This window comes from Allokutzneria albata (assembly GCF_900103775.1).
In the GTDB taxonomy this organism is placed as follows: domain Bacteria; phylum Actinomycetota; class Actinomycetes; order Mycobacteriales; family Pseudonocardiaceae; genus Allokutzneria; species Allokutzneria albata.
This window is the reverse complement of record NZ_LT629701.1, coordinates 4,709,294-4,730,192: the sequence shown is the minus strand read 5'-3', so window position 1 is coordinate 4,730,192 and position 20,899 is coordinate 4,709,294. Positions and strand designations below refer to the sequence as shown.

At 70.9% G+C, this 20,899-nt stretch carries 22 protein-coding genes; 13 read left to right on the top strand and 9 right to left on the bottom strand.

Features of this window, described 5'->3' with window-relative positions; genetic code table 11:
• Nucleotides 1-52: 52 nt before the first annotated feature.
• Nucleotides 53-1,051 (top strand): DUF4331 family protein, encoded by a 999-nt coding sequence (locus tag BLT28_RS21105; RefSeq protein ID WP_030429040.1) that lies wholly within the window; start codon nucleotides 53-55, stop codon nucleotides 1,049-1,051.
• 184 nt (nucleotides 1,052-1,235) lie between these two features.
• Here the strand turns inward: BLT28_RS21105 and BLT28_RS21100 are convergent, their stop codons facing one another.
• Nucleotides 1,236-2,225, bottom strand: coding sequence for a nucleoside hydrolase (locus BLT28_RS21100; protein WP_052407185.1), 990 nt, complete (start codon nucleotides 2,223-2,225; stop codon nucleotides 1,236-1,238).
• Between the two features lie 58 nt (nucleotides 2,226-2,283).
• Between BLT28_RS21100 and BLT28_RS21095 the strand changes: the two genes are divergently transcribed.
• Together BLT28_RS21095 and BLT28_RS21090 are read left to right on the top strand one after the other, a co-directional pair.
• The gene (locus tag BLT28_RS21095; RefSeq protein ID WP_030429042.1) at nucleotides 2,284-3,033 is read left to right on the top strand and encodes an acyltransferase; all 750 of its coding nucleotides are present in this window, start codon (nucleotides 2,284-2,286) and stop codon (nucleotides 3,031-3,033) included.
• A gap of 141 nt (nucleotides 3,034-3,174) precedes the next feature.
• Nucleotides 3,175-3,609 (top strand): excalibur calcium-binding domain-containing protein, encoded by a 435-nt coding sequence (locus BLT28_RS21090; RefSeq protein ID WP_081900215.1) that lies wholly within the window; start codon nucleotides 3,175-3,177, stop codon nucleotides 3,607-3,609.
• A 5-nt stretch (nucleotides 3,610-3,614) separates the two neighbouring features.
• Here BLT28_RS21090 and BLT28_RS21085 read toward each other — a convergent pair whose 3' ends face one another.
• Together BLT28_RS21085 and BLT28_RS21080 are read right to left on the bottom strand one after the other, a co-directional pair.
• A complete protein-coding gene (locus BLT28_RS21085) occupies nucleotides 3,615-4,100 on the bottom strand; it encodes a hypothetical protein (protein ID WP_052407186.1) in 486 nt (161 codons plus the stop codon).
• A gap of 60 nt (nucleotides 4,101-4,160) precedes the next feature.
• Nucleotides 4,161-5,417, bottom strand: a complete 1,257-nt coding sequence (locus BLT28_RS21080; RefSeq protein ID WP_030429045.1) for a glycosyltransferase family 4 protein — start codon at nucleotides 5,415-5,417, stop codon at nucleotides 4,161-4,163.
• A 124-nt stretch (nucleotides 5,418-5,541) separates the two neighbouring features.
• On the opposite strand from BLT28_RS21080, the gene BLT28_RS21075 reads away from it, so the two are divergent.
• Entirely contained in the window at nucleotides 5,542-5,733 is a 192-nt protein-coding gene (locus BLT28_RS21075) for a hypothetical protein (RefSeq protein WP_083383773.1), read from the top strand.
• On the opposite strand, the gene BLT28_RS21070 is transcribed toward BLT28_RS21075, so the two are convergent.
• Together BLT28_RS21070 and BLT28_RS21065 are read right to left on the bottom strand one after the other, a co-directional pair.
• Complete coding sequence (locus BLT28_RS21070) at nucleotides 5,730-7,223, bottom strand: 1,4-alpha-glucan branching protein domain-containing protein (protein WP_030429047.1); 1,494 nt, start codon at nucleotides 7,221-7,223, stop codon at nucleotides 5,730-5,732. The two genes, BLT28_RS21075 and BLT28_RS21070, sit on opposite strands and share 4 nt — an antisense overlap.
• Nucleotides 7,220-7,972, bottom strand: coding sequence for a class I SAM-dependent methyltransferase (locus BLT28_RS21065; RefSeq protein ID WP_030429048.1), 753 nt, complete (start codon nucleotides 7,970-7,972; stop codon nucleotides 7,220-7,222). The genes BLT28_RS21070 and BLT28_RS21065 overlap by 4 nt, the downstream gene beginning before the upstream one ends.
• 138 nt (nucleotides 7,973-8,110) lie before the next feature.
• Between BLT28_RS21065 and BLT28_RS21060 the strand changes: the two genes are divergently transcribed.
• Nucleotides 8,111-9,769, top strand: a complete 1,659-nt coding sequence (locus BLT28_RS21060; RefSeq protein ID WP_052407187.1) for an ABC transporter family substrate-binding protein — start codon at nucleotides 8,111-8,113, stop codon at nucleotides 9,767-9,769.
• Nucleotides 9,770-9,773: 4 nt separating this feature from the next.
• On the opposite strand, the gene BLT28_RS21055 is transcribed toward BLT28_RS21060, so the two are convergent.
• Nucleotides 9,774-10,616: a DegV family protein gene (locus tag BLT28_RS21055; RefSeq protein ID WP_030429050.1), complete on the bottom strand. Its 843-nt coding sequence runs from the start codon at nucleotides 10,614-10,616 to the stop codon at nucleotides 9,774-9,776.
• Nucleotides 10,617-10,687: 71 nt separating this feature from the next.
• On the opposite strand from BLT28_RS21055, the gene BLT28_RS21050 reads away from it, so the two are divergent.
• From BLT28_RS21050 to mnmA, 7 genes are all read left to right on the top strand, one after another.
• The gene (locus tag BLT28_RS21050; RefSeq protein ID WP_231950368.1) at nucleotides 10,688-11,077 is read left to right on the top strand and encodes a VOC family protein; all 390 of its coding nucleotides are present in this window, start codon (nucleotides 10,688-10,690) and stop codon (nucleotides 11,075-11,077) included.
• A gap of 159 nt (nucleotides 11,078-11,236) precedes the next feature.
• A complete protein-coding gene (locus BLT28_RS21045; protein WP_030429052.1) occupies nucleotides 11,237-12,019 on the top strand; it encodes an electron transfer flavoprotein subunit beta/FixA family protein in 783 nt (260 codons plus the stop codon).
• A gap of 18 nt (nucleotides 12,020-12,037) precedes the next feature.
• Nucleotides 12,038-12,991, top strand: coding sequence for an electron transfer flavoprotein subunit alpha/FixB family protein (locus tag BLT28_RS21040; protein ID WP_030429053.1), 954 nt, complete (start codon nucleotides 12,038-12,040; stop codon nucleotides 12,989-12,991).
• Nucleotides 12,992-13,115: 124 nt separating this feature from the next.
• Nucleotides 13,116-13,853 (top strand): GNAT family N-acetyltransferase, encoded by a 738-nt coding sequence (locus BLT28_RS21035; protein WP_030429054.1) that lies wholly within the window; start codon nucleotides 13,116-13,118, stop codon nucleotides 13,851-13,853.
• 73 nt (nucleotides 13,854-13,926) lie between these two features.
• A complete protein-coding gene (locus tag BLT28_RS21030) occupies nucleotides 13,927-15,315 on the top strand; it encodes an MFS transporter (protein WP_030429055.1) in 1,389 nt (462 codons plus the stop codon).
• Nucleotides 15,316-15,340: 25 nt separating this feature from the next.
• Nucleotides 15,341-16,522, top strand: a complete 1,182-nt coding sequence (locus BLT28_RS21025; protein ID WP_030429056.1) for a cysteine desulfurase family protein — start codon at nucleotides 15,341-15,343, stop codon at nucleotides 16,520-16,522.
• Between the two features lie 4 nt (nucleotides 16,523-16,526).
• Nucleotides 16,527-17,624, top strand: a complete 1,098-nt coding sequence (mnmA, locus tag BLT28_RS21020) for a tRNA 2-thiouridine(34) synthase MnmA (protein ID WP_030429057.1) — start codon at nucleotides 16,527-16,529, stop codon at nucleotides 17,622-17,624.
• Here the strand turns inward: mnmA and BLT28_RS21015 are convergent.
• Nucleotides 17,599-18,495: a serine/threonine dehydratase gene (locus tag BLT28_RS21015; RefSeq protein ID WP_030429058.1), complete on the bottom strand. Its 897-nt coding sequence runs from the start codon at nucleotides 18,493-18,495 to the stop codon at nucleotides 17,599-17,601. The two genes, mnmA and BLT28_RS21015, sit on opposite strands and share 26 nt — an antisense overlap.
• A 69-nt stretch (nucleotides 18,496-18,564) precedes the next feature.
• On the opposite strand from BLT28_RS21015, the gene BLT28_RS21010 reads away from it, so the two are divergent.
• Nucleotides 18,565-19,485 carry a LysR substrate-binding domain-containing protein gene (locus tag BLT28_RS21010; RefSeq protein ID WP_030429059.1) on the top strand — a complete coding sequence of 307 codons (921 nt, stop codon included), beginning with the start codon at nucleotides 18,565-18,567 and terminating at the stop codon, nucleotides 19,483-19,485.
• Here BLT28_RS21010 and BLT28_RS21005 read toward each other — a convergent pair.
• Together BLT28_RS21005 and BLT28_RS21000 are read right to left on the bottom strand one after the other, a co-directional pair.
• Nucleotides 19,469-19,786: an ArsR/SmtB family transcription factor gene (locus tag BLT28_RS21005; RefSeq protein WP_030429060.1), complete on the bottom strand. Its 318-nt coding sequence runs from the start codon at nucleotides 19,784-19,786 to the stop codon at nucleotides 19,469-19,471. The two genes, BLT28_RS21010 and BLT28_RS21005, sit on opposite strands and share 17 nt — an antisense overlap.
• Nucleotides 19,787-19,896: 110 nt before the next feature.
• Nucleotides 19,897-20,862, bottom strand: coding sequence for a chitinase (locus BLT28_RS21000; protein ID WP_231950367.1), 966 nt, complete (start codon nucleotides 20,860-20,862; stop codon nucleotides 19,897-19,899).
• Nucleotides 20,863-20,899 lie beyond the last annotated feature (37 nt).

Below are 20,899 nucleotides of genomic sequence, written 5' to 3'. Positions count from 1 at the left end.
GGTGTGCCCGCGCTCCTACCGTCTGCGTGACGCCGCTTGACGAGGAGTCCTCATGTCGCACCACTTCGATTCGCCGCTCGCCCGACAGGACCCGCGGCTGGACATCAGCGATGTGTACGTGTTCCGGGGCGCGACGGGCACGGTGTTCGTGATGAACGTGAACCCGCTCTCCGGCGAGAACGGGTTCCACCCCGACGGGCTCTACGAGTTCAAGGTGGACACCGACGGTGACGCGGTCGAGGACACCACGTTCCGCGTGACCTTCGGGGAGCGGGACGCGGTCGGCGGGCAGACGCTGGTGCTGCGCAAGCTCGACGGCGCGGCCGCGCGGGACCGTGACGACGAGGGGTCGGTCCTGGCGGAGGGCGCCACCGAGCAGATCATCGAGGCGCACCAAGGCGTCCGTCTGTGGGCCGGGGCCGCCGCCGATCCGTTCTACGTCAACGGGGCGGTGGTCGGCGCCGTCAAGCAGGCGGTCGCGACCGGGGCCCCGGTCGAGCTGCCCGACCAGCCGGCCGCGAACCTCTTCGCCGGGACCAACGTGTGCGCGATCGTGCTGGAGGTCCCCGACGAGGTCCTCGCCGTCGCCGACATCGCGTTCTGGGGCGTCACCGCTCTGCCGACCGACGCGGGTGGCTGGCAGCAGATCAACCGCTGCGCCCAGCCGCTGATCAACACGATCTTCAACCCGGACGACGAGGACCGCTCCAGCGACTACAACCGCGTCCAGCCGAGCCAGGACCGCGAGGTGCACGGCCCGCTCGTGTGCGAGCTGGTGTCCAGGGCGGTCGCTGCGTCCGGCGCGGCCGAGGACCCGCAGTGGTACGCCGAGCAGGTGCGGGACACGATCTTCCCGGACGTTCTCCGCTACCGCGTCGGCACTCCGGCCACCTACGGCTTCGCCGCCCGCAACGGCCGCGGCCTGACCGAATGCGCCCCCGAGGTGATGTTCGCGATCGTGCTCAACCGGGCAGTGCCCCTCGGCCTCGCCGCGAGCGCGGCCACGGGCGCGCTCCGCCCCGACTTCCCTTACCTCTCCCTTCCGCTCTGACCCCGCCCGTTCCGGGCTCATGGCGGGGGAGCTGCCCTCCGAAACCCGCCCTGGGCGCGAAACGGGGTTCGCGGAACCGCGTCACCTCCCCCAACCGCGGTTCCCCGTGCCGGGTGCACGGATCGCGCTGCGCTGCCGCCTCAGTGCGATCCGTGCACCTGGCGCCGTCCGTGACGACGAGGGGTCAGGCGCGGTCCAGGAGGCGGTTGAGAACGGTCGCCTTCACGGCGTCGAAGTCGGCGTCGAGCGCCACGTCGATGCGGCGCCCGGGAGCGTTGAGCCTGCGGTCGGCGATGGTCGCACCTCGGGCCGGGCCGAGGTCGCACAGCACGTCCACCGGCAGCGGCGTGGTGCGCAGCGTGCCCGGCACCGCCGCTTCGAGGACGGCGACGGAGTCGTGCAGTGCCGCCTTGTCCTCGCCGTAGAACTCGAGGTAGCGGTTGCGGTAGTGCTCCATCACCTTGGCCAGAGTCGCGGCGGCCGTACCGCCTGTGGCGAGCGCGGTCAGCCATGGGCCGTCCGCCGTGCAGCGCAGCGTCAGGTCCAGTGGGACGAGGGTGACGGGCACGTCCTCCTCCACCAGCACCCGGCGGGCCGCCTCGGGGTCGCTCCAGATGTTGAACTCCGAGGTGGCCGTCGTGTTGCCGCCCGCGAACGCGCCGCCCATCACGACCACTCTGGCGATCTTGGGCTTGAGCCCCGGGAAGGAAGCCAGCAGCAGCGCGACGTTGGTCAGCGGCCCGATCGCGGCGATCGTCACCGGCCGCTCCGCCCCGCGCAGCACCGTGGCCAGCAGCTCCACCGCGCCGACCGGCTCCGGTGCCCGCACCGCCTCCGGCAGCAGGCCCGACTGTCCGCCGAGCCCGTCCCCGCCGTGCCACTCCTCCGCGCGGTGCAGCATCGGGTGCACCAGCGGCCGGGCCGCCCCGGCGGCCACCGGGACGTCCTCGCGGCCGACCAGCCGCAGCACCCGCAGCGCGTTGGCGGTGGTGACCTCGGGACCGACGTTGCCGAACACCGTGGTGACGGCGAGCAGGTCCACCTCCGGGCTGTTCGCGGCGAGCAGCAGGGCCACGGCGTCGTCGATCCCGGGATCGGTGTCGATGACGAGCGGGGTCCGGGCGGCAGCAACGGCAGTGATGCTCGACCCCGCAAGCGAGTCTTCGGCGCTCATGCCGCATATCCTGCCTGCTGACAGCGCGGAGGAACCAACCGATTGCGGGGACCGGCGGATGACCAGCATGTGGGGCGCACCGTTGCGGGCCAGGTGGGGCCTCGGTCGACGGCGGGACCCGCAGCAGGCCAGGTTCCTCACCCTCGCCTCGCTGCGCTGGGTGATCCGCAACAGGGCGTGGACGCCGTGGTACCTGGTCCGCTACTGGCGGCTGCTGCGCTTCCGGCTGGCCAACCCGCACATCGTCCTGCGCGGCATGGTCTTCCTCGGCCGCGACGTGGAGATCCACTGCAAGCCCGGCTACGGCCGGATGGAGATCGGCCGCTGGGTGCACATCGGTGACGGCAACGCCATCCGCTGCCACGAGGGCTCGCTGCGCATCGGTGACAAGGCGGTCTTCGGCAGGCAGAACACCGTCAACTGCTACCTCGACATCGAGCTGGGCGCGGCCACGCTGGTCGCCGACTGGGTCTACATCTGCGACTTCGACCACATCACCGCGGACATCACCCGGCCCATCAAGGACCAGGGGATCGTGAAGTCCCCGGTGCGCATCGGCCCGGACACCTGGCTGGGCACCAAGGTCACGGTGCTGCGCGGCACCCGCGTCGGCCGGGGCTGCGTGCTCGGCGCGCACGCGGTGGTGCGCGGCGACATCCCCGACTACGCCATCGCGGTGGGAGCGCCTGCCCGAGTGGTGCGCAACCGCGTCGCCGACTACGAGGCCGACGCCGAGCGCAGGGCCGCCGTCGCCGACATGGCGCGCAAGGCCGACGAAGCCGTGCAAAGGGCTCTAGACAACTCCTGACCTGGGTTTCCCTGTGGTCACACACGAGTTGCGGACGGGTGTGCGCCCCTCCCTCAGCGCTCCACATCGGACATACCGTCACCTCCCCCGTCATCGGCCGATGGCGGGACCGCGGTCGGGGACGAGTGGCCGGAGCACGTCATGCGCACTTCCGAACCCGGTGCCATACGCACCACCTTCCTGTTGTTGCCCTTCGCATTGATCATCGGTGCCTGCGGTGCCCCGCCGAGCGGCCCGGCCACGACCGCCACCACGGCACCCGCCACGGTCACCGCGGAGTCGTTCACGACGGTCCCGCCGACCACCGCCACGACGACCACCGCGGCGGAGGTCACGACGACGGTGCCGCTCGCCCCACCGGCTCCTCCGGCTCCGCCCGCGCCCAAGCCGACTGTGCCGAAGCCGACGATGCCCAAGTCCACCACGCCGAAGCCCGATCCCCAGCCGCGCACCGATCCGCGGTTCGGCACGTGCAAGGAGGCGAAGTCGAAGGGGTACGGCCCGTACTACAAGGGCGTCGACGTGGAGTACGGCTGGTACCGGGACGCCGACTCGGACGGCATCGTCTGCGAGTGACCGGATTACGCGCCCGCGTCACCGTCCACAGAGGACAGACGGCGGCCCGGGACGTCGGGGTCGCAGCCGACCTTCACGAGGCGGGCGCGGATCGAGGAACGGGACCGGCCGAACCGGTCGGACAGCTCGCCGATCACCGCCGCGCCCGCGGTCGGGTCCGCGCCGCGGGCCAGCCAGTGCTCCCGGAGCTGCCCGTCCAGCTCGGGCGTCCAGGGGGCGTTGGCGTTCGCGGCGGTCCGCGCGCCGCGTTTTCGGTTCCGCCGGGGATCGTGCAGGCGGGACAACGCCTCCATCACCTCGGACAGCAGCTGCCCGCAGGGGGCGAGCCCGTCCGCGGGCAGCACCAGCTCGCCCGCGGCGATGGAGTCACCGTCGGAGTCGGTTCCGGTCAGTTCGATGGCGACGTGCTCGGCCTCGCCGATCCGCGCGCGGACCGCGAAGGTGCAGTCCCCGGCCCGCACGTCGCCCTGGTAGTCCAGTGAAATAGCCATGCCCGCGAAGGTAGACACCTCGACCGACCGCTCCGGCGGAACCGAAGCGACCGGTCTCCCTCACTGTCGCCCGAAAGCGTTACCTGAAGCGATTTTCGGCCGACCCAGCACCTTCCCCGGACCCCGCCGCGCGGCCGCGTACACCCTCGCGGTCCCGGAAGCGATCTTCGCCCAGTCGAAATCGCTGCTCAACCGAGCCTTGGCGGCCTTGGCCCGCCGCCGGGCGGCAGCCGGATCGTCAAGAACGGCACGCACTCCGGCAGCCAGGACGTCGACATCCCCGGGCGGGAACGACAATCCGGTAACACCATCGAGTACAACCTCACCCAAACCCCCGGCGGTGGACGCCACGAGGGGCGCCCCGGCGGCGGCGGCCTCCAGCGCGACGATGCCGAAGGGCTCGTACCGGCTGGGCAGGACCACGGCGTCGGCAGCGGCCAGGGAGGCGGCGAGATCGCGGTCGGAGAGGTGGCCGACGAACTCCACCGAGCGCAGCACGCGGTGCTTGCGCGCCTGCTCGACCAGCCAGTCCGAGCTGGTGCCCTTCCCCGCGACCACCGCGCGGGTGCCGGGATGGCTGCGCCGGATCCTGGGCAGCGCGGCGAGCAGGTCGTGCACGCCCTTCTCCCACTCCAGCCGCCCGAAGAACAGCAGGAACGGGGCGCCGTCGGGGGAGAAGCGCCGCTTCGCCGCCTCGATGTCGGCGGGCCGGACGCGCCACCGCCGCGGCTCGATCCCGTTGTGCAGCACGGTAACCGCGTCCGGGTCGATGTCGAACAGCGCCGCGGCCTCGTCGCGCATCGCGGCCGAGCAGGTGATCAACGAGTCCGCGCTGTTGGCCAGCCACCACTCCACGGAATGGATCTGCTGGTTCAACGGGTGCGAGAGCCAGCCGTTGTAGCGGCCCGCCTCGGTGGCGTGCACCGTCGCGATCAGCGGGGCGTCGGCGAATTCGGCCAACGTCACCGCGGCGTGCGTGACGAGCCAGTCGTGGGCGTGCACGACGTCCGGCCGCCACCCGGCGAGCAGCCGCAGCCCGGCCCTGGTCATCGCGTGCCCGATGCCGAGGGTCCACGCGACCAGGTCCTGCTCGAAGCTCAGGTGCGGCGGGTCCTCGGCAACGCGGACCAGGCGCACACCGTCGGCGACCTGGTCGGACGTGGGATGGGTCTCCGCGTCCGTGCCGAAGGGCTGGCGGCACAGCACGACCACCTCGTGGCCCTGCGCGGCGAGCTGCCTGGCCAGCGCGTGGACGTGTCTGCCCAGCCCGCCGACCACGACGGGCGGGTACTCCCAGGACAACATCAGTACGCGCATGTTCACACATCCTGACAGGTAGGCGCGGCGCTCCCGCGCGGTGGCACATGCGGATCTCGAATGTGCGGGGGCCCGAAACACCGGGGTACTGTTGGCGTACCGCCAGCACCAGGAGGCCGCCGCCATGTGGTTCTACGTTCTGCTCGGCATTGTCGTCGTCGGTTTGCTTCTTGCCGCGTTTCTCGACCGCAAGGCGAAGAAGGTGCGCGGTGAGCTGAAGCCCGGCACGGCCGATCCGGAAGGCCACCGCGCTCAGATCGAGCCCGGTTTCGTCCGTCAGGAAATGACCATCGTCGTGCCACCTTCGGACTCCTAGAGCGCTCTGGCGTCGAGGTGGCCGAACGGGCCGTCCTGCTGCCGTAGGGGTGCTGCGAGTTCTTCAGCCTTGGCCGAATCTCCGTAGCCGATGAGCCGCGCGAGTTCGTAAAAGCGCTCGCTGTGCACGTGTGCGCGATGGCGCGCGTAGTCGGCCGCGGAGTCCTTGGTCACCATGAACGCCCAGTCACTGGACAACGCGAGAAGCGCTTCGCGCACGAGTTGGTCCTGCGCCGCATTCCGGGCGGTTCCGGGCGCGACCGTCGAGAGAAGCTTCTTCTGGAGGTCGGCGCCGGAGGACACGAGGTCGGCCACCTTCTCGCCGTCCCAGACCCGCCAGTCCTTGCCGGAACCCCATGATGACGCGGGCAGATCCACCGGACCGCCGACGAGTCCCGCGTCCGTGGCACCACGAAGAGTCGTCACGTGCACACCCGCTTCCGGCAGGCCTCGCAGCACTGCTTCGAGCCATGCGGGGCCTTCATGCCACCAGTGGCCGTAAAGCTCTGTGTCATACGCGGCGACGACATGTGCCGGCCTGCCGTGCTGTTCGCGTAGTGACTTCAATCGACGCACAACGACATCGATGAAATCCTCAGCGTGCTTCTGGACCGCGTGTGCCGCCAAGGCGGGGTCGTACGGCTTCTTGTCTTCTGGAGCCACCTGCTTGCCAGTGACCCGTGACGGTTTCAAACCAGAAGGATGGTCGTAGGTGTGGAAGTCCCTGTACGCCGCATCGCCGGGATATCCGGCCTTCGGCGACCACACGCGGTAGGTCACTTCGAGGTCGCGCCCGAAGCACACGACGTCAGAAGAACCCACTGTGCGACCGAAAGCGGTGTCGCCGTGCAGAGCCGGGCCGTCGACGAGGAAACGCTTCACGCCCGCTGCCGCGTAGCCGTCTTCCATTCCGGGCGCATAACCGCATTCGGGAGCCCAGATGCCTTCGGGTGTGCGGCCCAAGCGGATTCGAGTGTCCGCCAGACCAGTGCGCAGCGCGAAAGCGCGGATGCGCGGATCGAGCAGAGGTTGGAACGGATGCGTTGCGGGGCCCCCGATCAGCTCGATCACGCCGTCGTCGACGAGGGGCCGCAGGACGGGCGAGAAGCCGTGCCGCCACCGCGACTCGAACTCCTCGATAGCCGCTCTGGCGCGCTGGTGTTCGTCGGCCGCGAGCGACCGCAGCAGCGGGTCCGCCGTGCGCCATTGGCCCGCGGCGAGTTGTGCGCGTAACTGCCAGTTGCCGAGCCAGAGGTGGAACTCGCGCAGGCAGTACGGATCGTCCAGCTGTGCGGCCAGGACAGGCGTCACGCCGAGCGTGAGGACATCGCGGCGCCCCTCTTCGCCGAAACGCCGCAGCATGTCCATGAGCGGCAAGTACGAGTGCGCCCACGCCTGGTGCAGCCACTCCTCGCCGACCGGCCAGGAACCGTGGTGCGCCAACCACGGCAGGTGGCTGTGCAGGACGAAGCTGAACGATCCGAGTTTCATGGCCGCACCGCCACGGCGACGAGGTCGAGGCTCGCGTCGAGGTCTTCCGCGCTCAAAACGAAGTCCGACGCGGTGATGGAGCCGATGTCGCGCAACAGGTCAGGTGGCCACACGCCGTCGCCGAGCACCACGCGCACCTGTGCGTCGATGATCGAGCCGTGGTGAGCCGCGTCCAGCGACCGCAGGCGCGGACCGTGGTGCAGCCCGAGCAACTGCTCCGTGACGAACCCCGCGCCGGTGAGCAGAGAGTCCAATTCGGACGGTGCGAGTTCCCTGGTGTGAAAGGGGTTCAGGGGCTTGTCCCGCCCGGGGGAGAACGTGATCCGGTTCGGCGTGCTGATCAGCAACCGGCCGCCGGGGCGGAGCACGCGCAGGCACTCGCGCAGGAAGCCCGGCTGGTCCCACAGGTGCTCGATGACCTGGAAGTTGACCACGACGTCCACTGTGGATGATCCGAGCGGCAGGCAGGCCAGGTTGCCGCGCAGCACGTCGACTTCGGGATACGCCTTGGCCACGTGCGCGGAGGTGAGCTCGTCGTAGTCGAGCGCGATGACGCGGTCGGCCACGTCGGCGATGACCTTCGCGCCGTAGCCCTCTCCGCAACCTGCCTCCAGCACGCGCGCGCCCGCGCAGTGCTCCAGCAGGGCGAGATACGCGATCTCATGCCGCCTGAACCAGTAGTTCTCCTCCGGCACGCCCGGAACGGTGCGTTCGCCGGTCAGCGGCAGGGGCTCAAGCTCGCGCGTCACGCACGCACCCTACCGGTCAGTAGCGTCACTGGCGCTCACCAGCTTTCTTATGTCTGAAAGGTGCGGACTGCCGTTCAAGTGCGGTCGGTGCTGTTGCCACGCTGAGCGGCCTTGTCGGCGGTGAGAGGGCTTTCCCACATGACGCGATCGCGAGGCCACTGGTGGACGCTGTTCGCCCTGATCACGGTGCTGTCCGGTTGTGCGGCACCCGGGGCGACCGCACCCGCGCGGGCGGTGAACGGAGCCGGTGACACCAACCCGGTCGATCCGAGCCTGCTCGCCGACGGGGGCAACCTGCGCTGGCCGGTGCAGACGTACCCGGCCAACTTCAACGGCCTGCACATCGACTCCAACGCCGGGGGCGTCGCCCAGGTCGCGGATGCGGTGATGCCGCAGCTCGTCCGGACGGCAGCGGACGGCTCCATCGCGCCGAATCCCGACTACCTGACGTCGTTCACCCTGGTGTCCACGAGTCCGCAGGTGGTGTCTTACAAGCTCAACCCCAGGGCGAGGTGGAGCGACGGCACGCCCATCACCTGGGTGGACGTGCGGTCGCAGTGGCAGGCGCTGAACCTCCGCGATCCCGGCTACCGGCCGCTCCGCTCCACGGGGTACGCCGAGATCGCGGATGTGGCCAAGGGCGCCGACGAGTTCGAGGCCGTGGTCACCTTCGCCATCCCCTTCGCGGAGTGGACGCCCCTGTTCCAGGACCTCTACCCGGCCTCCCTGACGCGCGATCCGGAGGTGTTCAACACCGGCTGGCGCGAGAAGCCCGCGGTCACGGCGGGGCCCTTCCGGCTCGCTCAGCTGGACCCGGTGGCGCGCACGGTCATCGTGGAGCGCGACCCCAACTGGTGGGGGCGGCGGCCACGGCTTGAGCGGATCACTTTCCGCGCCATGGCCACCCACGCGGAGACGGACGCGCTGGAGAACGGCGACATCGATCTCACCGAGATCGCCGGTGACATCAACAAGTTCCAGCGCGTCACGTCGATGCAGGGGGTCGAGGTCCGTCGCACGGTCGCCAGTGCCGTGCAGGAGATCCAGTTCAACGGTGCGCCAGGGGCGATCCTCGCCGACCGTGAGCTGCGCAAGGCGCTCATGCGTGGAATCGACCGGGCGACCATCGCCACGGCGTTGACGGGACAGATCGTGCCCACCGCCGCTCCGTCCGGAAACCACCTCTATCCCGTCGGTCTGCGTGGTTATCGGGACAACTCCGCCGTCGTGGCGTACGACCCGGCCGCAGCGGCGCGACGCCTGGACGAACTCGGCTGGAAGCGCGACGGCGACGGGAAGCGCAGGAAGGACGGCAAGGAGCTGGTCATCCGCGACGTGACTCCGGACGACTGGCGCAGGCAGGAAGCACTTCTAGTGCAGAACCAGCTCGGTCAGCTCGGCGTGCGCGTCGAAATCGACACCGTGCCGCTGAACGACTTCTTTGCCAAGTACGTCAACAAGGGCGACTTCGACGTGGCACACATCGGGCGCGGCATGGTCCCCAGCAGCCCCATCTACTACACGGCCCCGTTCTACATGCGGGTCGCCGCGACACAGATGAACTACGGCCGCATGGGCAACGATTACATCAACCAGCTCTACGAGCGGGCCAAACGGGAACTGGACGAGAACAAGCGGATCGCGTTGGCCAACGAGATCGACAGAGCGGTGTGGGACGAGGGGTTCTCGTTGCCGCTCTACGGCCGACCGTGGGTCTACGGGGTGCGCGCGAAGCTGGCCAACATCGGAGCTTCTGTCGCCACCGATGACTTGACGGCGGTCGGCTTCGTCAAGTGACGGCTTAACAAGGGGAGATGCTGACGCCCAGTGCTCCAGGACCGGCGTGTGCGCCGATTATGGCGCTCGTCTCCGCGAGCAGGAACTCGTGTCCCAGAGGGATTTCCACGCGCAGGCGTTCGATCAGTTCCTCTGCGCGCTCACGCGAGGCGAAGTGCTCGACCGCCACGTCCACGGGACGTCCGAGCGTGCGCTGCGCGGCCACGGCGGCCAACCGGGAGATCGCGCGCTCGGTTCCGCGCACCTTCTCCAACGGCTCGATACGGCCTTCCTTCATCGCCAGCAGCGGCTTGATGGACAGCGCCGAGCCGATGAGGGCCTGTGCGGCGCCGATCCGGCCACCTCGGCGCAGGTACTCCAGCGTGTCCACGTAGATGAGCGAGCTGGCGCCGTTGATCCGGTGGTTGACGACGTCGAGCACCTCGCGCGGGCCCGCGCCCGCCATCGCCGCCTCCGCGGCCGCGATCGCCGCGAAGCCCACAGCCATCCCGCACGCGCGCGAGTCGATGATGTGCACCGGCACGCGCGTGTGACCGGCGGCCTCGCGCGCCGTGGCGCAGGTCTGGGACAGCTCGGTGGAGAGGTGGATCGACACCACCGCCTCCACTCCGGCCGCCGCGGCGTTCTGGTAGGTCCAGAAGAAAGCCGCGGACGGTGGCGGAGAGGTCGCGACCTGCTCCCGCGCGCGCAACGCGGTGACCAGCTCCGTCGCGGGCACTCGTGCTTCGTCGGTGGCATTGTCGCCGACCCGGAGCTGGAGTTGCACCACTGTGATGCCCAGGCGCCGCGCCAGCTCCGGGGGAAGCGAAGCGGTGGAGTCGGTCACCACGGCCACTCGCCGATTCATGAACGTGAGGCTAACTCCGATTTGGTCGAAATTGCGCGGCAAGTGTCCGAACGCCGTGCTACGCATCACACATGAGCCAAGAACTGATGGGGATCAGGCACATCACCTTCGACTGCGCGGATCCGTACGCGCTGGCCGGGTTCTGGAGCCGGGCGACCGGGTGGCCGATCAGCCCGGACGACGAGCCGGGCGACGACGAGGTGCTGCTGGAGTCCTCCGGGTCCCCGGGGCTGCTGTTCATCCGCGTGCCGGAGCCGAAGTCGGCGAAGAACCGCGTCCACCTGGACCTGCGGCCCAGCGGGCGGACCCGGGACGAGCAGGTGGAGTGGCTGCTCGGGATCGGCGCGACCGTCCACGACGACCAGCGGCGGCCGGACGGCACCGGCTGGGTGACGATGGCCGACCCCGAGGGCAACGAGTTCTGCGTCGAGCGCAGTGCGGCGGAGCGGGCTTCGGGGTGAGAACCGTCACGGGGGGACCGTGCCGCCCGGACATTACCGGCGGGTAACCTAGGTGGTAAGCAATGCCACAAGTGCCATGGGTATGACGGCATGGCAAGGTCAGCACCACTTCCCGTCAGACGCGCCCGCCGCGAGTTATCAGGAGGTCGAAGGGGACCTATGAACATCGTCGTCCTGGTCAAGCAGGTGCCCGACACCTGGTCCGAGCGCAAGCTCACCGACGGAGACCACACCCTGGACCGCGAGGCCGCTGACGCGATCCTCGACGAGATCAACGAGCGCGCGCTCACCGAGGCCCTGCGGCTCAAGCAGGAGCTCGGCGGCGAGATCACCGCCGTCTGCATGGGCCCGGAGCGCTCCACCGACGCGATCCGCAAGGCGCTGTCGATGGAGGCCGACAAGGCCGTGCACCTCTCCGACGAGGCGCTGCGCGGGTCCTGCGCGGTGCAGACCGCCAAGGCGCTGGCCAAGGTGATCGGCACCCTGGACTCCGTCGACCTGATCATCGCGGGGAACGAGGCCACCGACGGCCGCACCGGTGCGATCCCGGCCATGCTCGCCGAGCTGCTCGGCCTGGCGCAGCTGACCCACGCCAGCAAGGTCACCGTCGACGGCGGCACCGTCACCATCGAGCGCGAGACCGACGAGGGCAGGGCCACCGTGCAGGCCGCCCTGCCCGCGGTCGTCAGCGTGACCGAGAAGATCTGCGAGCCGAAGTACCCGTCCTTCAAGGGCATCATGGCCGCGAAGAAGAAGCCGATCGCGAAGCTGACGCTGGCCGACGCCGGTATCGACGCGAGCGAGGTCGGCATCGCCAGCGCCCGTTCCAGGGTGCTGGAGGCCGCCCCGAAGCCGCCGCGCTCCGGCGGCGAGCGGGTCACCGACGAGGGTGACGGCGGCGTGAAGATCGCCGAGTACCTGATCGCCCAGAAGCTCGTCTGACCCGGAAGCGAGGAGAACATGTCCGAGGTACTCGTTCTCGTCGACCACGTCGACGGCGAGATCAAGAAGGTCAGCTTCGAGCTGCTCGCGGCCGCCCGCCGCATCGGTGAGCCGTCGGCCGTGGTGGTCGGCGCGCCCGGCACCGCGGCGAAGCTGAAGGAGTCCCTGGCCCAGCACGGCGCGGCCAAGGTCTACGTGGCCGAGTCCGACTCCGCGGCCGAGGAGCTGGTCACCCCCAAGGTGGGCGTGCTCGCGTCGCTGGTCGCCTCCGCGTCGCCCGCGGCCGTGCTGGTCTCGGCGACGCTGGAGGGCAAGGAGGTCGCGGGCCGGCTGGCCGTGCGGCTGGACTCCGGCCTGCTCACCGACGCCGTGGACGTGGCGGCGGACGGCACCGTCACGCAGTCCATCTTCGGTGGCGCGTTCACGGTGAAGTCGCAGTCCACCACCGGCGTCCCGGTGATCAGCGTGCGCCCCGGCGCCATCGAGGCCGAACCGGCCGAGGGTGCGGCCGCCGAGGAGACGGTCGAGGTCCTCGCGGCGAGCGCGCCCGCCAAGATCGTCAGCCGTGAGCCGGTCGTCGGTGGCGACCGCCCGGAGCTGGCCGAGGCGTCGGTCGTCGTCTCCGGCGGCCGCGGTGTCGGCAGCGCGGAGAGCTTCGAGGTCGTCGAGAAGCTGGCCGACGCGCTCGGCGGTGCCGTCGGCGCCTCCCGTGCCGCGGTCGACTCCGGCTACTACCCGCACCAGTTCCAGGTCGGGCAGACCGGCAAGACCGTCTCGCCGCAGCTGTACATCGCGCTGGGCATCTCCGGCGCGATCCAGCACCGGGCGGGCATGCAGACCTCGAAGACCATCGTCGCGGTCAACAAGGACCCCGAGGCGCCGATCTTCGAGATCTCCGACTTCGGCGTCGTGGGCGACCTGTTCAAGGTCGCGCCGCAGCTGACCGAGGAAGTCCAGAAGCGCAAGGGCTGATCCGTAGCCAATTCGTGGGGAGTTCCGGCGCCGCCGGGGCTCCCCACGAGTCGTTCACCCACCCGTCATCCGGGGTCCGCGCGGCCGTATCCGTGGGTCCGGACGCACTCGGTACACCCTGCGTATGGCGCAGCCCAGCGTGCTGCTCAGCACGCAAGAACACAGGTCCACGTACTCGCTTCTGGTGGCAAGGGACGGTGACGACGTGGTGGCCGCGCAGCGGTTGCGGCACCAGGTCTTCGCGGGCGAGATGGGCGCGAACCTGCCCGGCCACCTGGATGCCGACCCCTTCGACGAGATCTGCGACCACCTCCTCGTCCGCGACGACAGCAGCGGGGAGATCGTCGGGACCTACCGCGTCCTGCCCGCCGGGCGGTCGGCGCGCTGCTACTCCGAGACCGAGTTCGACCTCGGTGCGCTCGCCCCGCTGCGGGCCTCCCTCGCCGAGACCGGCAGGTCCTGTGTGCACCCGGACCACCGCTCCGGCGCGGTGATCGGTCTGGTGTGGGCGGGCCTAGCGCGCTACATGCTGCTGACAGGACACGAATGGCTCGCCGGGTGTGCTTCGGTGCCGCTCGCGGACGGTGGGGCCACTGCCGCCGCTGTGTGGGACCGGGTGCGGAACAAGCACTACGCGCCCGAGGAGTACCGCGTGCGCCCGTGGAACCTGTGGGAGGCCGACGCGCTCATGCGGGCCCGTAGGGCGGAGATGCCGCCGTTGCTGCGCGCGTATCTGCGGATCGGCGCGTGGGTGTGCGGTCCGCCCGCGCACGACCCGGACTTCGGAGTGGCGGACTTCTACGTGTTGCTGTCCATGAAGCAGGTCGACCAGCGCTACACCAGGTTCTTCCTGGGCGGCTGAAAAAAGACTGGACCTCCAGCGAGGTGGAGGGTGCAGGCTAGAGCGCGTGTCGTCCTCCTCCACCCCTGAATCCATGCTCGATCCCGCAAGCGGATCTTCGGGCGCCGAGAGCGGAAGCGCCCTCTGGGCCCCTGACCGTCGAGTCCCGACCCTCGCCCTGATCCTGCTCGTCACCCTCGCCGCCTTCGAGGCGATGAGCGTCGGCACGGCGCTGCCGACCCTCGTCGCGGAGCTGGGCGGGCAGGACCTCTACTCGTGGCCGTTCACCTCGTTCCTCGCCGCCAGCGTGATCGGCACCGTGCTCTCCGGGCGCGTCTGCGACCGCCTCGGGCCGGTGCCGTCGCTGATCGTGGCGCCGGGGCTGTTCTTCGCCGGGCTCGTGGTCGCCGGGGTCGCGGAGAACATGTGGGTGCTGCTGCTCGGCCGGGTGCTCCAGGGCGCGGGAGCCGGGGCGCAGATCGTCGCGCTGTACGTGATGGTCGCGTTGGTCTACCCCGAGCGCGACCGGCCCGCGGCGTTCGGCGCCTTGTCGGCGGCGTGGGTGGTGCCGTCGCTGGTCGGGCCGGGACTGGCCGGGCTGGCGACCGAGCTGCTGTCGTGGCGGCTGGTGTTCCTCGGGTTGGCACCGCTGGTGCTCATCGGCTGGCTGCTGCTGATCCCGGTGGTCAAGACGCTTCGGGCGCGTCCTGACACGGTCCCCGAGCAGAGCGCCGAGCCCCGCAAAGGATTGCCCGTCGCCGCGGTGTGCGCCGCTGTCGGTCTGTCCGCGCTGACCTGGGCGGCCGAGCACCCGCAGCTGTCGTCGCTGGCGCTCGGCATCGGCGGCCTGGTGCTGCTCGCACCGTCGCTGCGCAGGCTGCTGCCGCCCGGGACCCTGCTCGGCAAGCCGGGGCTGCCCGTCGTCGTGCTCTCGCGCGGCCTGCTGTCCGGCTCGTTCTTCGCCGTGCAGGCCTACATCCCGCTGGTGCTGGCCAACGTGCACGGCTACTCGCCGACCCTCGCGGGTGTGCCGCTGACCGTGGGCTCGCTCGGGTGGTCTGCGGCCGCGGCGTGGCAGGCGCGTCAGCGCGGTGTGCAGAGCGAGGTGATGATCCGCCGGGGTTTCCTGCTGCTCGCGGTCGCCTTGGCCGGAGCCGTGCTGATCGCTCCCGCGTGGGGGCCCGCGTGGCTGATCTACCCGCTGTGGGCCGTCGCCGGGTTCGGCATGGGGACGGCGATGCCCAACATCGCGGTGCGGGTGCTGGCGCTGTCCACGCCGAACGACCGCGGCTTCAACGGGGCCGCGGCGCAGGTGTGCGACATGTTCGGCTCGGCGGCGCTGATCGGGCTGGGCGGGGTGCTCGTGGGGGCGCTGGCCTCGGCCGGGCAGCCCACCGCGGCGGTGATCCCGCTGGACCTGGTGATGGCCGGGTTCGCACTGCTCGGAGCGGCCCTGATCAGCCGCAACGTCCGGAAGGTCTGAGCCCCGGTCTACCCTGGACCCCGAGATGACTTACCTGGATCACGCGGCGACCACGCCGATGCTGCCCGAGGCCGTGGCGGCGATGACCGAGGCGTTGCCCGTGGTGGGCAACGCCTCGTCGCTGCACGCCTCGGGCCGTCGAGCGCGCCGCGTGGTCGAGGAGGCGCGTGAGTCGCTGGCCGCGGCGCTCGGCGCGCACCCGTCCGAGGTGATCTTCACCGGCGGCGGCACCGAGGGCGACAACCTGGCGGTGAAGGGCGTCTTCTGGGCCCGGCGCGCCGCCGATCCCCGCCGCGTGCGCGTGCTGGTCTCGGCCGTGGAGCACCACGCCGTGCTGGACAGCGCGGACTGGCTCGGCGCGCACCAGGGCGCGGTGGTCGAGACGATCCCCGTGGACTCGTCGGGGCGCGTCCGGCCGGAGGCGCTGGCCGAGCTGATCGACCGCGATCCGGAGTCCGTGGCGCTGGCCAGCGTGATGTGGGCGAACAACGAGGTCGGCACGGTCAACCCGGTTCGCGAGCTGGCCGAGGTGGCGCACGCGCGGGGCGTTCCGCTGCACACCGACGCCGTGCAGGCGGTCGGCATGCTGCCGGTGGACTTCGCGGCGTGCGGGGCGAACGCGCTGACGCTGACCGGGCACAAGCTCGGCGGCCCGGTCGGGTTCGGCGCGCTGCTGTTGCGGCGGGACACCGCGTGCACGCCCGTGCAGCACGGGGGCGGCCAGGAGCGCGAGGTCCGCTCCGGAACGCTCGGGTCGGCGGGCATCGTCGGGCTCGCGACCGCGGTGCGGCACGTCGTCGCGGCGCAGCCCGAGGAGGCGGTCCGGCTGGACCAGCTGCGCTCGGAGCTGGTGCGCGGCGTGCTGGCGGCGGTGCCCGACGCGGTCCTCAACGGCGATCCGGCGGACACGCTGCCGGGGACCGCGCACTTCACCTTCCCCGGCTGCGAGGGCGACAGCCTGCTGATGTTGCTGGACTCCAAGGGGATCGAGTGCTCGACCGGCTCGGCGTGCACGGCGGGCGTCGCGCAGCCGAGCCACGTGCTGCTGGCCATGGGGGCCGACCGGGCGGCCGCGCGGGGATCGCTGCGGTTCTCGCTCGGGCATACCTCGACCGCCGCCGACGTTGCCACCGTGGTGGCGGCCATCGGCCCGGTGGTGGAGCAGCTGCGGGGCGCGGGAGCGCGCAGGATCGGTGTGAGGGCGTGAACTGATGCGAGTACTGGCGGCGATGAGCGGCGGGGTGGACTCCGCGGTCGCGGCGGCGCGGGCGGTGGCCGAGGGCCACGACGTGACCGGCGTGCACCTGGCGCTGTCGGCGAAGCCCGGCACGCTGCGCACCGGCTCGCGCGGCTGCTGCACGATCGAGGACTCGCACGACGCGCGCCGCGCCGCCGACGTGCTCGGCATCCCCTTCTACATCTGGGACCTGGCGGAGCGGTTCACCGAGGACGTCGTGGACGACTTCGTCGCGGAGTACTCGGCGGGCCGCACCCCGAACCCGTGCATGCGCTGCAACGAGAAGATCAAGTTCGCCGCGCTGCTGGACAAGGCGATCGCGCTCGGCTTCGACGCGGTGTGCACCGGCCACTACGCGCGTTTGTCCATTGTGGATGGAGTGCCGGAGCTGCGGCGGAGCGCGGACGCGGACAAGGACCAGTCCTACGTGCTGGCCACGCTGACCGAGGAGCAGCTGCGGCACTCGATGTTCCCGCTCGGCGGTTCGACCAAGCCCGCGGTGCGCGAGGAGGCCGCCGCGCGCGGGCTGTCGGTCGCGGAGAAGCCGGACAGCCACGACATCTGCTTCATCCCGGACGGCGACACCCGCGGGTTCCTCCGCTCGAAGATCGGGGAGCGGCCCGGCAAGCTCGTCGACGACGCCACCGGCGCGGTGCTCGGCGAGCACGCGGGCGTGCACGGTTTCACCATCGGCCAGCGGCACGGCCTGGGCATCGACACCCCGGCGCCGGACGGCCGGCCCCGCTACGTGCTGGCCCTGGAGCCGGTCTCCGGCACGGTCCGCGTCGGTTCGGCGGAGCGCCTGGAGGTCACCTCGATCACCGGCTCGCGCGCGACGTGGCCTTCGGGTCGGCCGTTGGCGGAGCCGACCGAGTGCGTCGTCCAGGTCCGCGCGCACGGCGGCCTCGCGCCCGCGGTGGCCGAGGTGGCCGGCGACTCGCTGGAGATCCGCCTCCGCGAGCCCCTTCGCGGCGTGGCCCCCGGCCAGACCGCCGTCCTCTACTCTCCGTCCCCGTCCGGCGACGTGGTCCTCGGCGCCGCCACCATCACCGCGACGGCGCGCACTCCGTAGGGGACCAGTCGGAGTTCGCCCCGCAGAGGACGACGCACGGCAGTGCACCCGGAACGCGCCCGGCCAGCCAGGCCGCCACCGGGACAGCGGCGGCGGGCTCCACGGCCAGGCGCGCTTCCTCCCACAGGCGGTCACGGGCGGCCAGGATCTCCGCGTCGCTGACGAGGACTGAGACGGCGCGGGAGTGCAGGGATTCGTAGGCCAGCGTGCCCACGCGGACCGCGCCGAGCGCGGACGCGGCCACGGAGTCCACTGTGGAGTCGACGAGGCCGCCCGCCCGCAGTGCCGCGTTGAAGCAGCAGCAGTTCTCCGGCTCCACCGCGACGATGGTGCGGTCGCCGATCGCCGAAGCGATGCCGGTGATCAGTCCGCCGCCACCCACGGCGACCGCGACGGAGTCCACGTCGGGGGCGTCCTCGACGATCTCCTCGCCGATGGTGCTCTGGCCCGCCACCACCGCGGGGTCGTCGTAGGCGTGGACGAAGCGGACTCCGGGCTTCTCGCCCTCTTCGAGCGCGGTGGCCAGGGCCGCGGCGTAGCCGCCCGCGTGCTTGATCACTTCGGCGCCGAGGTCGCGGACGCGGCGGAGCTTCGCCTCGGGGGCGGTGTCCGGGACGTGCACCCGCGCGGGGATGCCGAGGTGCTGTGCCGCGGTGGCAACACCCATGCCGTGGTTGCCACCGGAGGCGGTCACCGCGAGGTCCGGGCGGTCGCCGGAGAGCAGCGCGTTGGTCGCGCCCCGCAGCTTGAAGGAGCCGGTGAGCTGCAGCTGCTCCAGCTTCAGCACGAGCGGGCGTCCGTCGATCGTCAAGCGCAGCAACGGGGTGCGCCTGATGTAGGGGGCGATGCGTGCGGCAGCGGGGGAGACCATGGCTCCAGCTTGCGTCGGCGGCGGGGCTCTCGGAAAGTTAAGTCTCCTGAGTGGAGTTAAGGAGCGCTAATGGTCGATGCGGGGCGGCTGAGGGTGCTCGTGGAGGTCGCGCACGCCGGGTCGATCGCCGCGGCGGCAACACGAATGGCGTTCACCCCGTCCGCGTTGTCGCAACAGCTCAGCAAGCTCGAACGCGAACTGGGCGCCCGCCTGCTCGACCGCGGCCCCGGCGGCGTGAAGCTCACCGCGGCCGGTCGTGTCCTTGTGGAGCACGGGGAACGGGTGCTCGGGGAGCTGCGGGCGGCCGACGAGGCGGTGCGCGCGGTGCTCGGCGCGGAGCCGGAGCGGCTGTCGATCGGCGCGTTCCCCACGGCTGGACAGCTGTTGGTGCCGGCCGCGCTGGGCGAGTTCCGGAGCAGGCATCCCACCGTGCAGCTGTCCCTGGTCGACCTCGAACCGCCCGCGGGATACGGGCTCGTGGCCTCGCGCGAGCTCGATCTGCTGATCACGCACCGCTATCCGGGCGTCGCGCTGCCGAAAGCCGATGGGTTGCAACGGGTGCGGCTGCTGGACGATCCGCTGCTGCTGGCCCTGCCCGCCGCGCACCCGCTGGCCGGGGCGGCTCACGTGGCGTTCGCGGACCTCGGCGGGCAGGAGTGGATCTGCGGCGGTCCGGGGATCGCCGACCTGATCACGCTGGAGCGGCTGGCGCGCCGCGCGGGCGTCGACGTCGAGGTCGCCTTCGAGACGCACAACTACGAGGTCACCCTCGCCCTGCTGCGGGCGGGGCTCGGCATGGCGCTGTTGCCCGCGAGCGTGTTCGCGCGCGCCGACACCACACGCGTGGTGGCCAGGGAGCTGGCCGACGTCCGCCCGGCGCGACGGGTCTACGTGGTGCTCCGGCGGAGGCCGTCCGCCCTGGTCAGCGAGGTCGTGGAGTTGCTGCGAACAGTATCGGAATCCGTTCGCTGGCCTAGCGGTCCGCGCTGACCCGGCCCAGCGCCTCGGCCAGCAGGCGGTGGATGTGCTGGTTGTCGGCGGAGTAGTAGACGAAGGTCCCCTCGCGCCTGCCGCGGACCAGTCGGGCGAGGCGGAGCTTGGCCAGGTGCTGGCTCACCGCCGTCGGTGTCGCCCCGACGAGGTCCGCGAGCCCGGCCACGGAGGACTCGCCCTGGTACAGCGCCCAGAGGATCTTGATTCTGGTCGGGTCCGCCAGGAGGCGGAACGCCTCGGTCGCCAGCCGGACGTCGTGGTCGGCTGGGAGGAGGAAGTCCGGATCGCCGGTCTGCACCGCAGCAGCTTAGCCATGTGCGTACCTGCATGCATTCGCAGAAAGTCAGCAGGAAAGGTGGTCGAGGGCCGCCCCCACCACGGGGCGCGTCATGAGGGCGGCCCCCAGTCTCAGAACGCCTTGAAGATGTTGGTGAACTCCCACTGCGACTGGGCGATGCCGCTGCACGTCGGAGAGACACCGCCGCCGGGACAGGAGCCGTTGTCCCGGCCGATCGACCAGAAGCCGATGAAGCCGATGGTGTTCGACTTGGCCCAGTTGAGCAGTTTTCGTGCGTGCGCCTGGGTGGTCGTCATGCCGGTGTCGTTGCGGCCGATCATGGGTGTCACGCCGAGCTCGGCGCGCAGCTCCGCGTCGGACTTGTTCGGCCACACCGTCTTCATCTGCCGCAGCACCGCCTGCGCCGCGGAGATCATCGCGTCGCCCCAGTCGCCGGTGTAGCCGAAGTTCATCAGCATCGGGTTCACCAGGACGTCGACGTTGTGCCGCGCGGCGCTTTGCAGGATCTGCAAGGAGAACGGGTCGACGCCGTAGTCCTGGCCCTGCACGCGCAGCGTGTAGCCGACCGAGGTCCCGCGCTCCCGTTGGATCGTGGCGAGCGCCTGGTTGACCGTGTCGGCCGGGATCGCGGCCTCCACGTCCACGTCGATGTGCGTCGCGCCGGTGGCGTCGAGGATCTTGCGGTAGGCGCCCGCCAACGCGGAAGCGCTGCCGCAGACGTGTTCCAGGTACGGACCGAGCGCGCCGCCGGTCGCGATGACCACGTCGCCGCCCATCGCCTTCAGCTCGCGGATCTGGTTGACGACGCGGGGTTCGGTGAGGTCGATCGTGCCGCCCCACTTCGGGTCGCAGCCCGCGTGGCTGCCGAGCGCGAAGGCGAGGGTGAAGTGCTTGACGCCGGTCGCCCGCGCCACTTCGGGCAGGGTCGGGCGCTCCATCGTGATGTCGATGTAGGGCGCGTACCGGATGGAGGCCGAAGATCCGCTTGCGGGATCGGGCGCCGGCACTGCCCGTGCGGACGCCGGTTGGACGGTGGCGACCATGGCGATGATCACGGCGAGCAGGGTTCTGACCACGACAACGCCTCCCAACGGGTGCTGGCGGCGGCCGGGC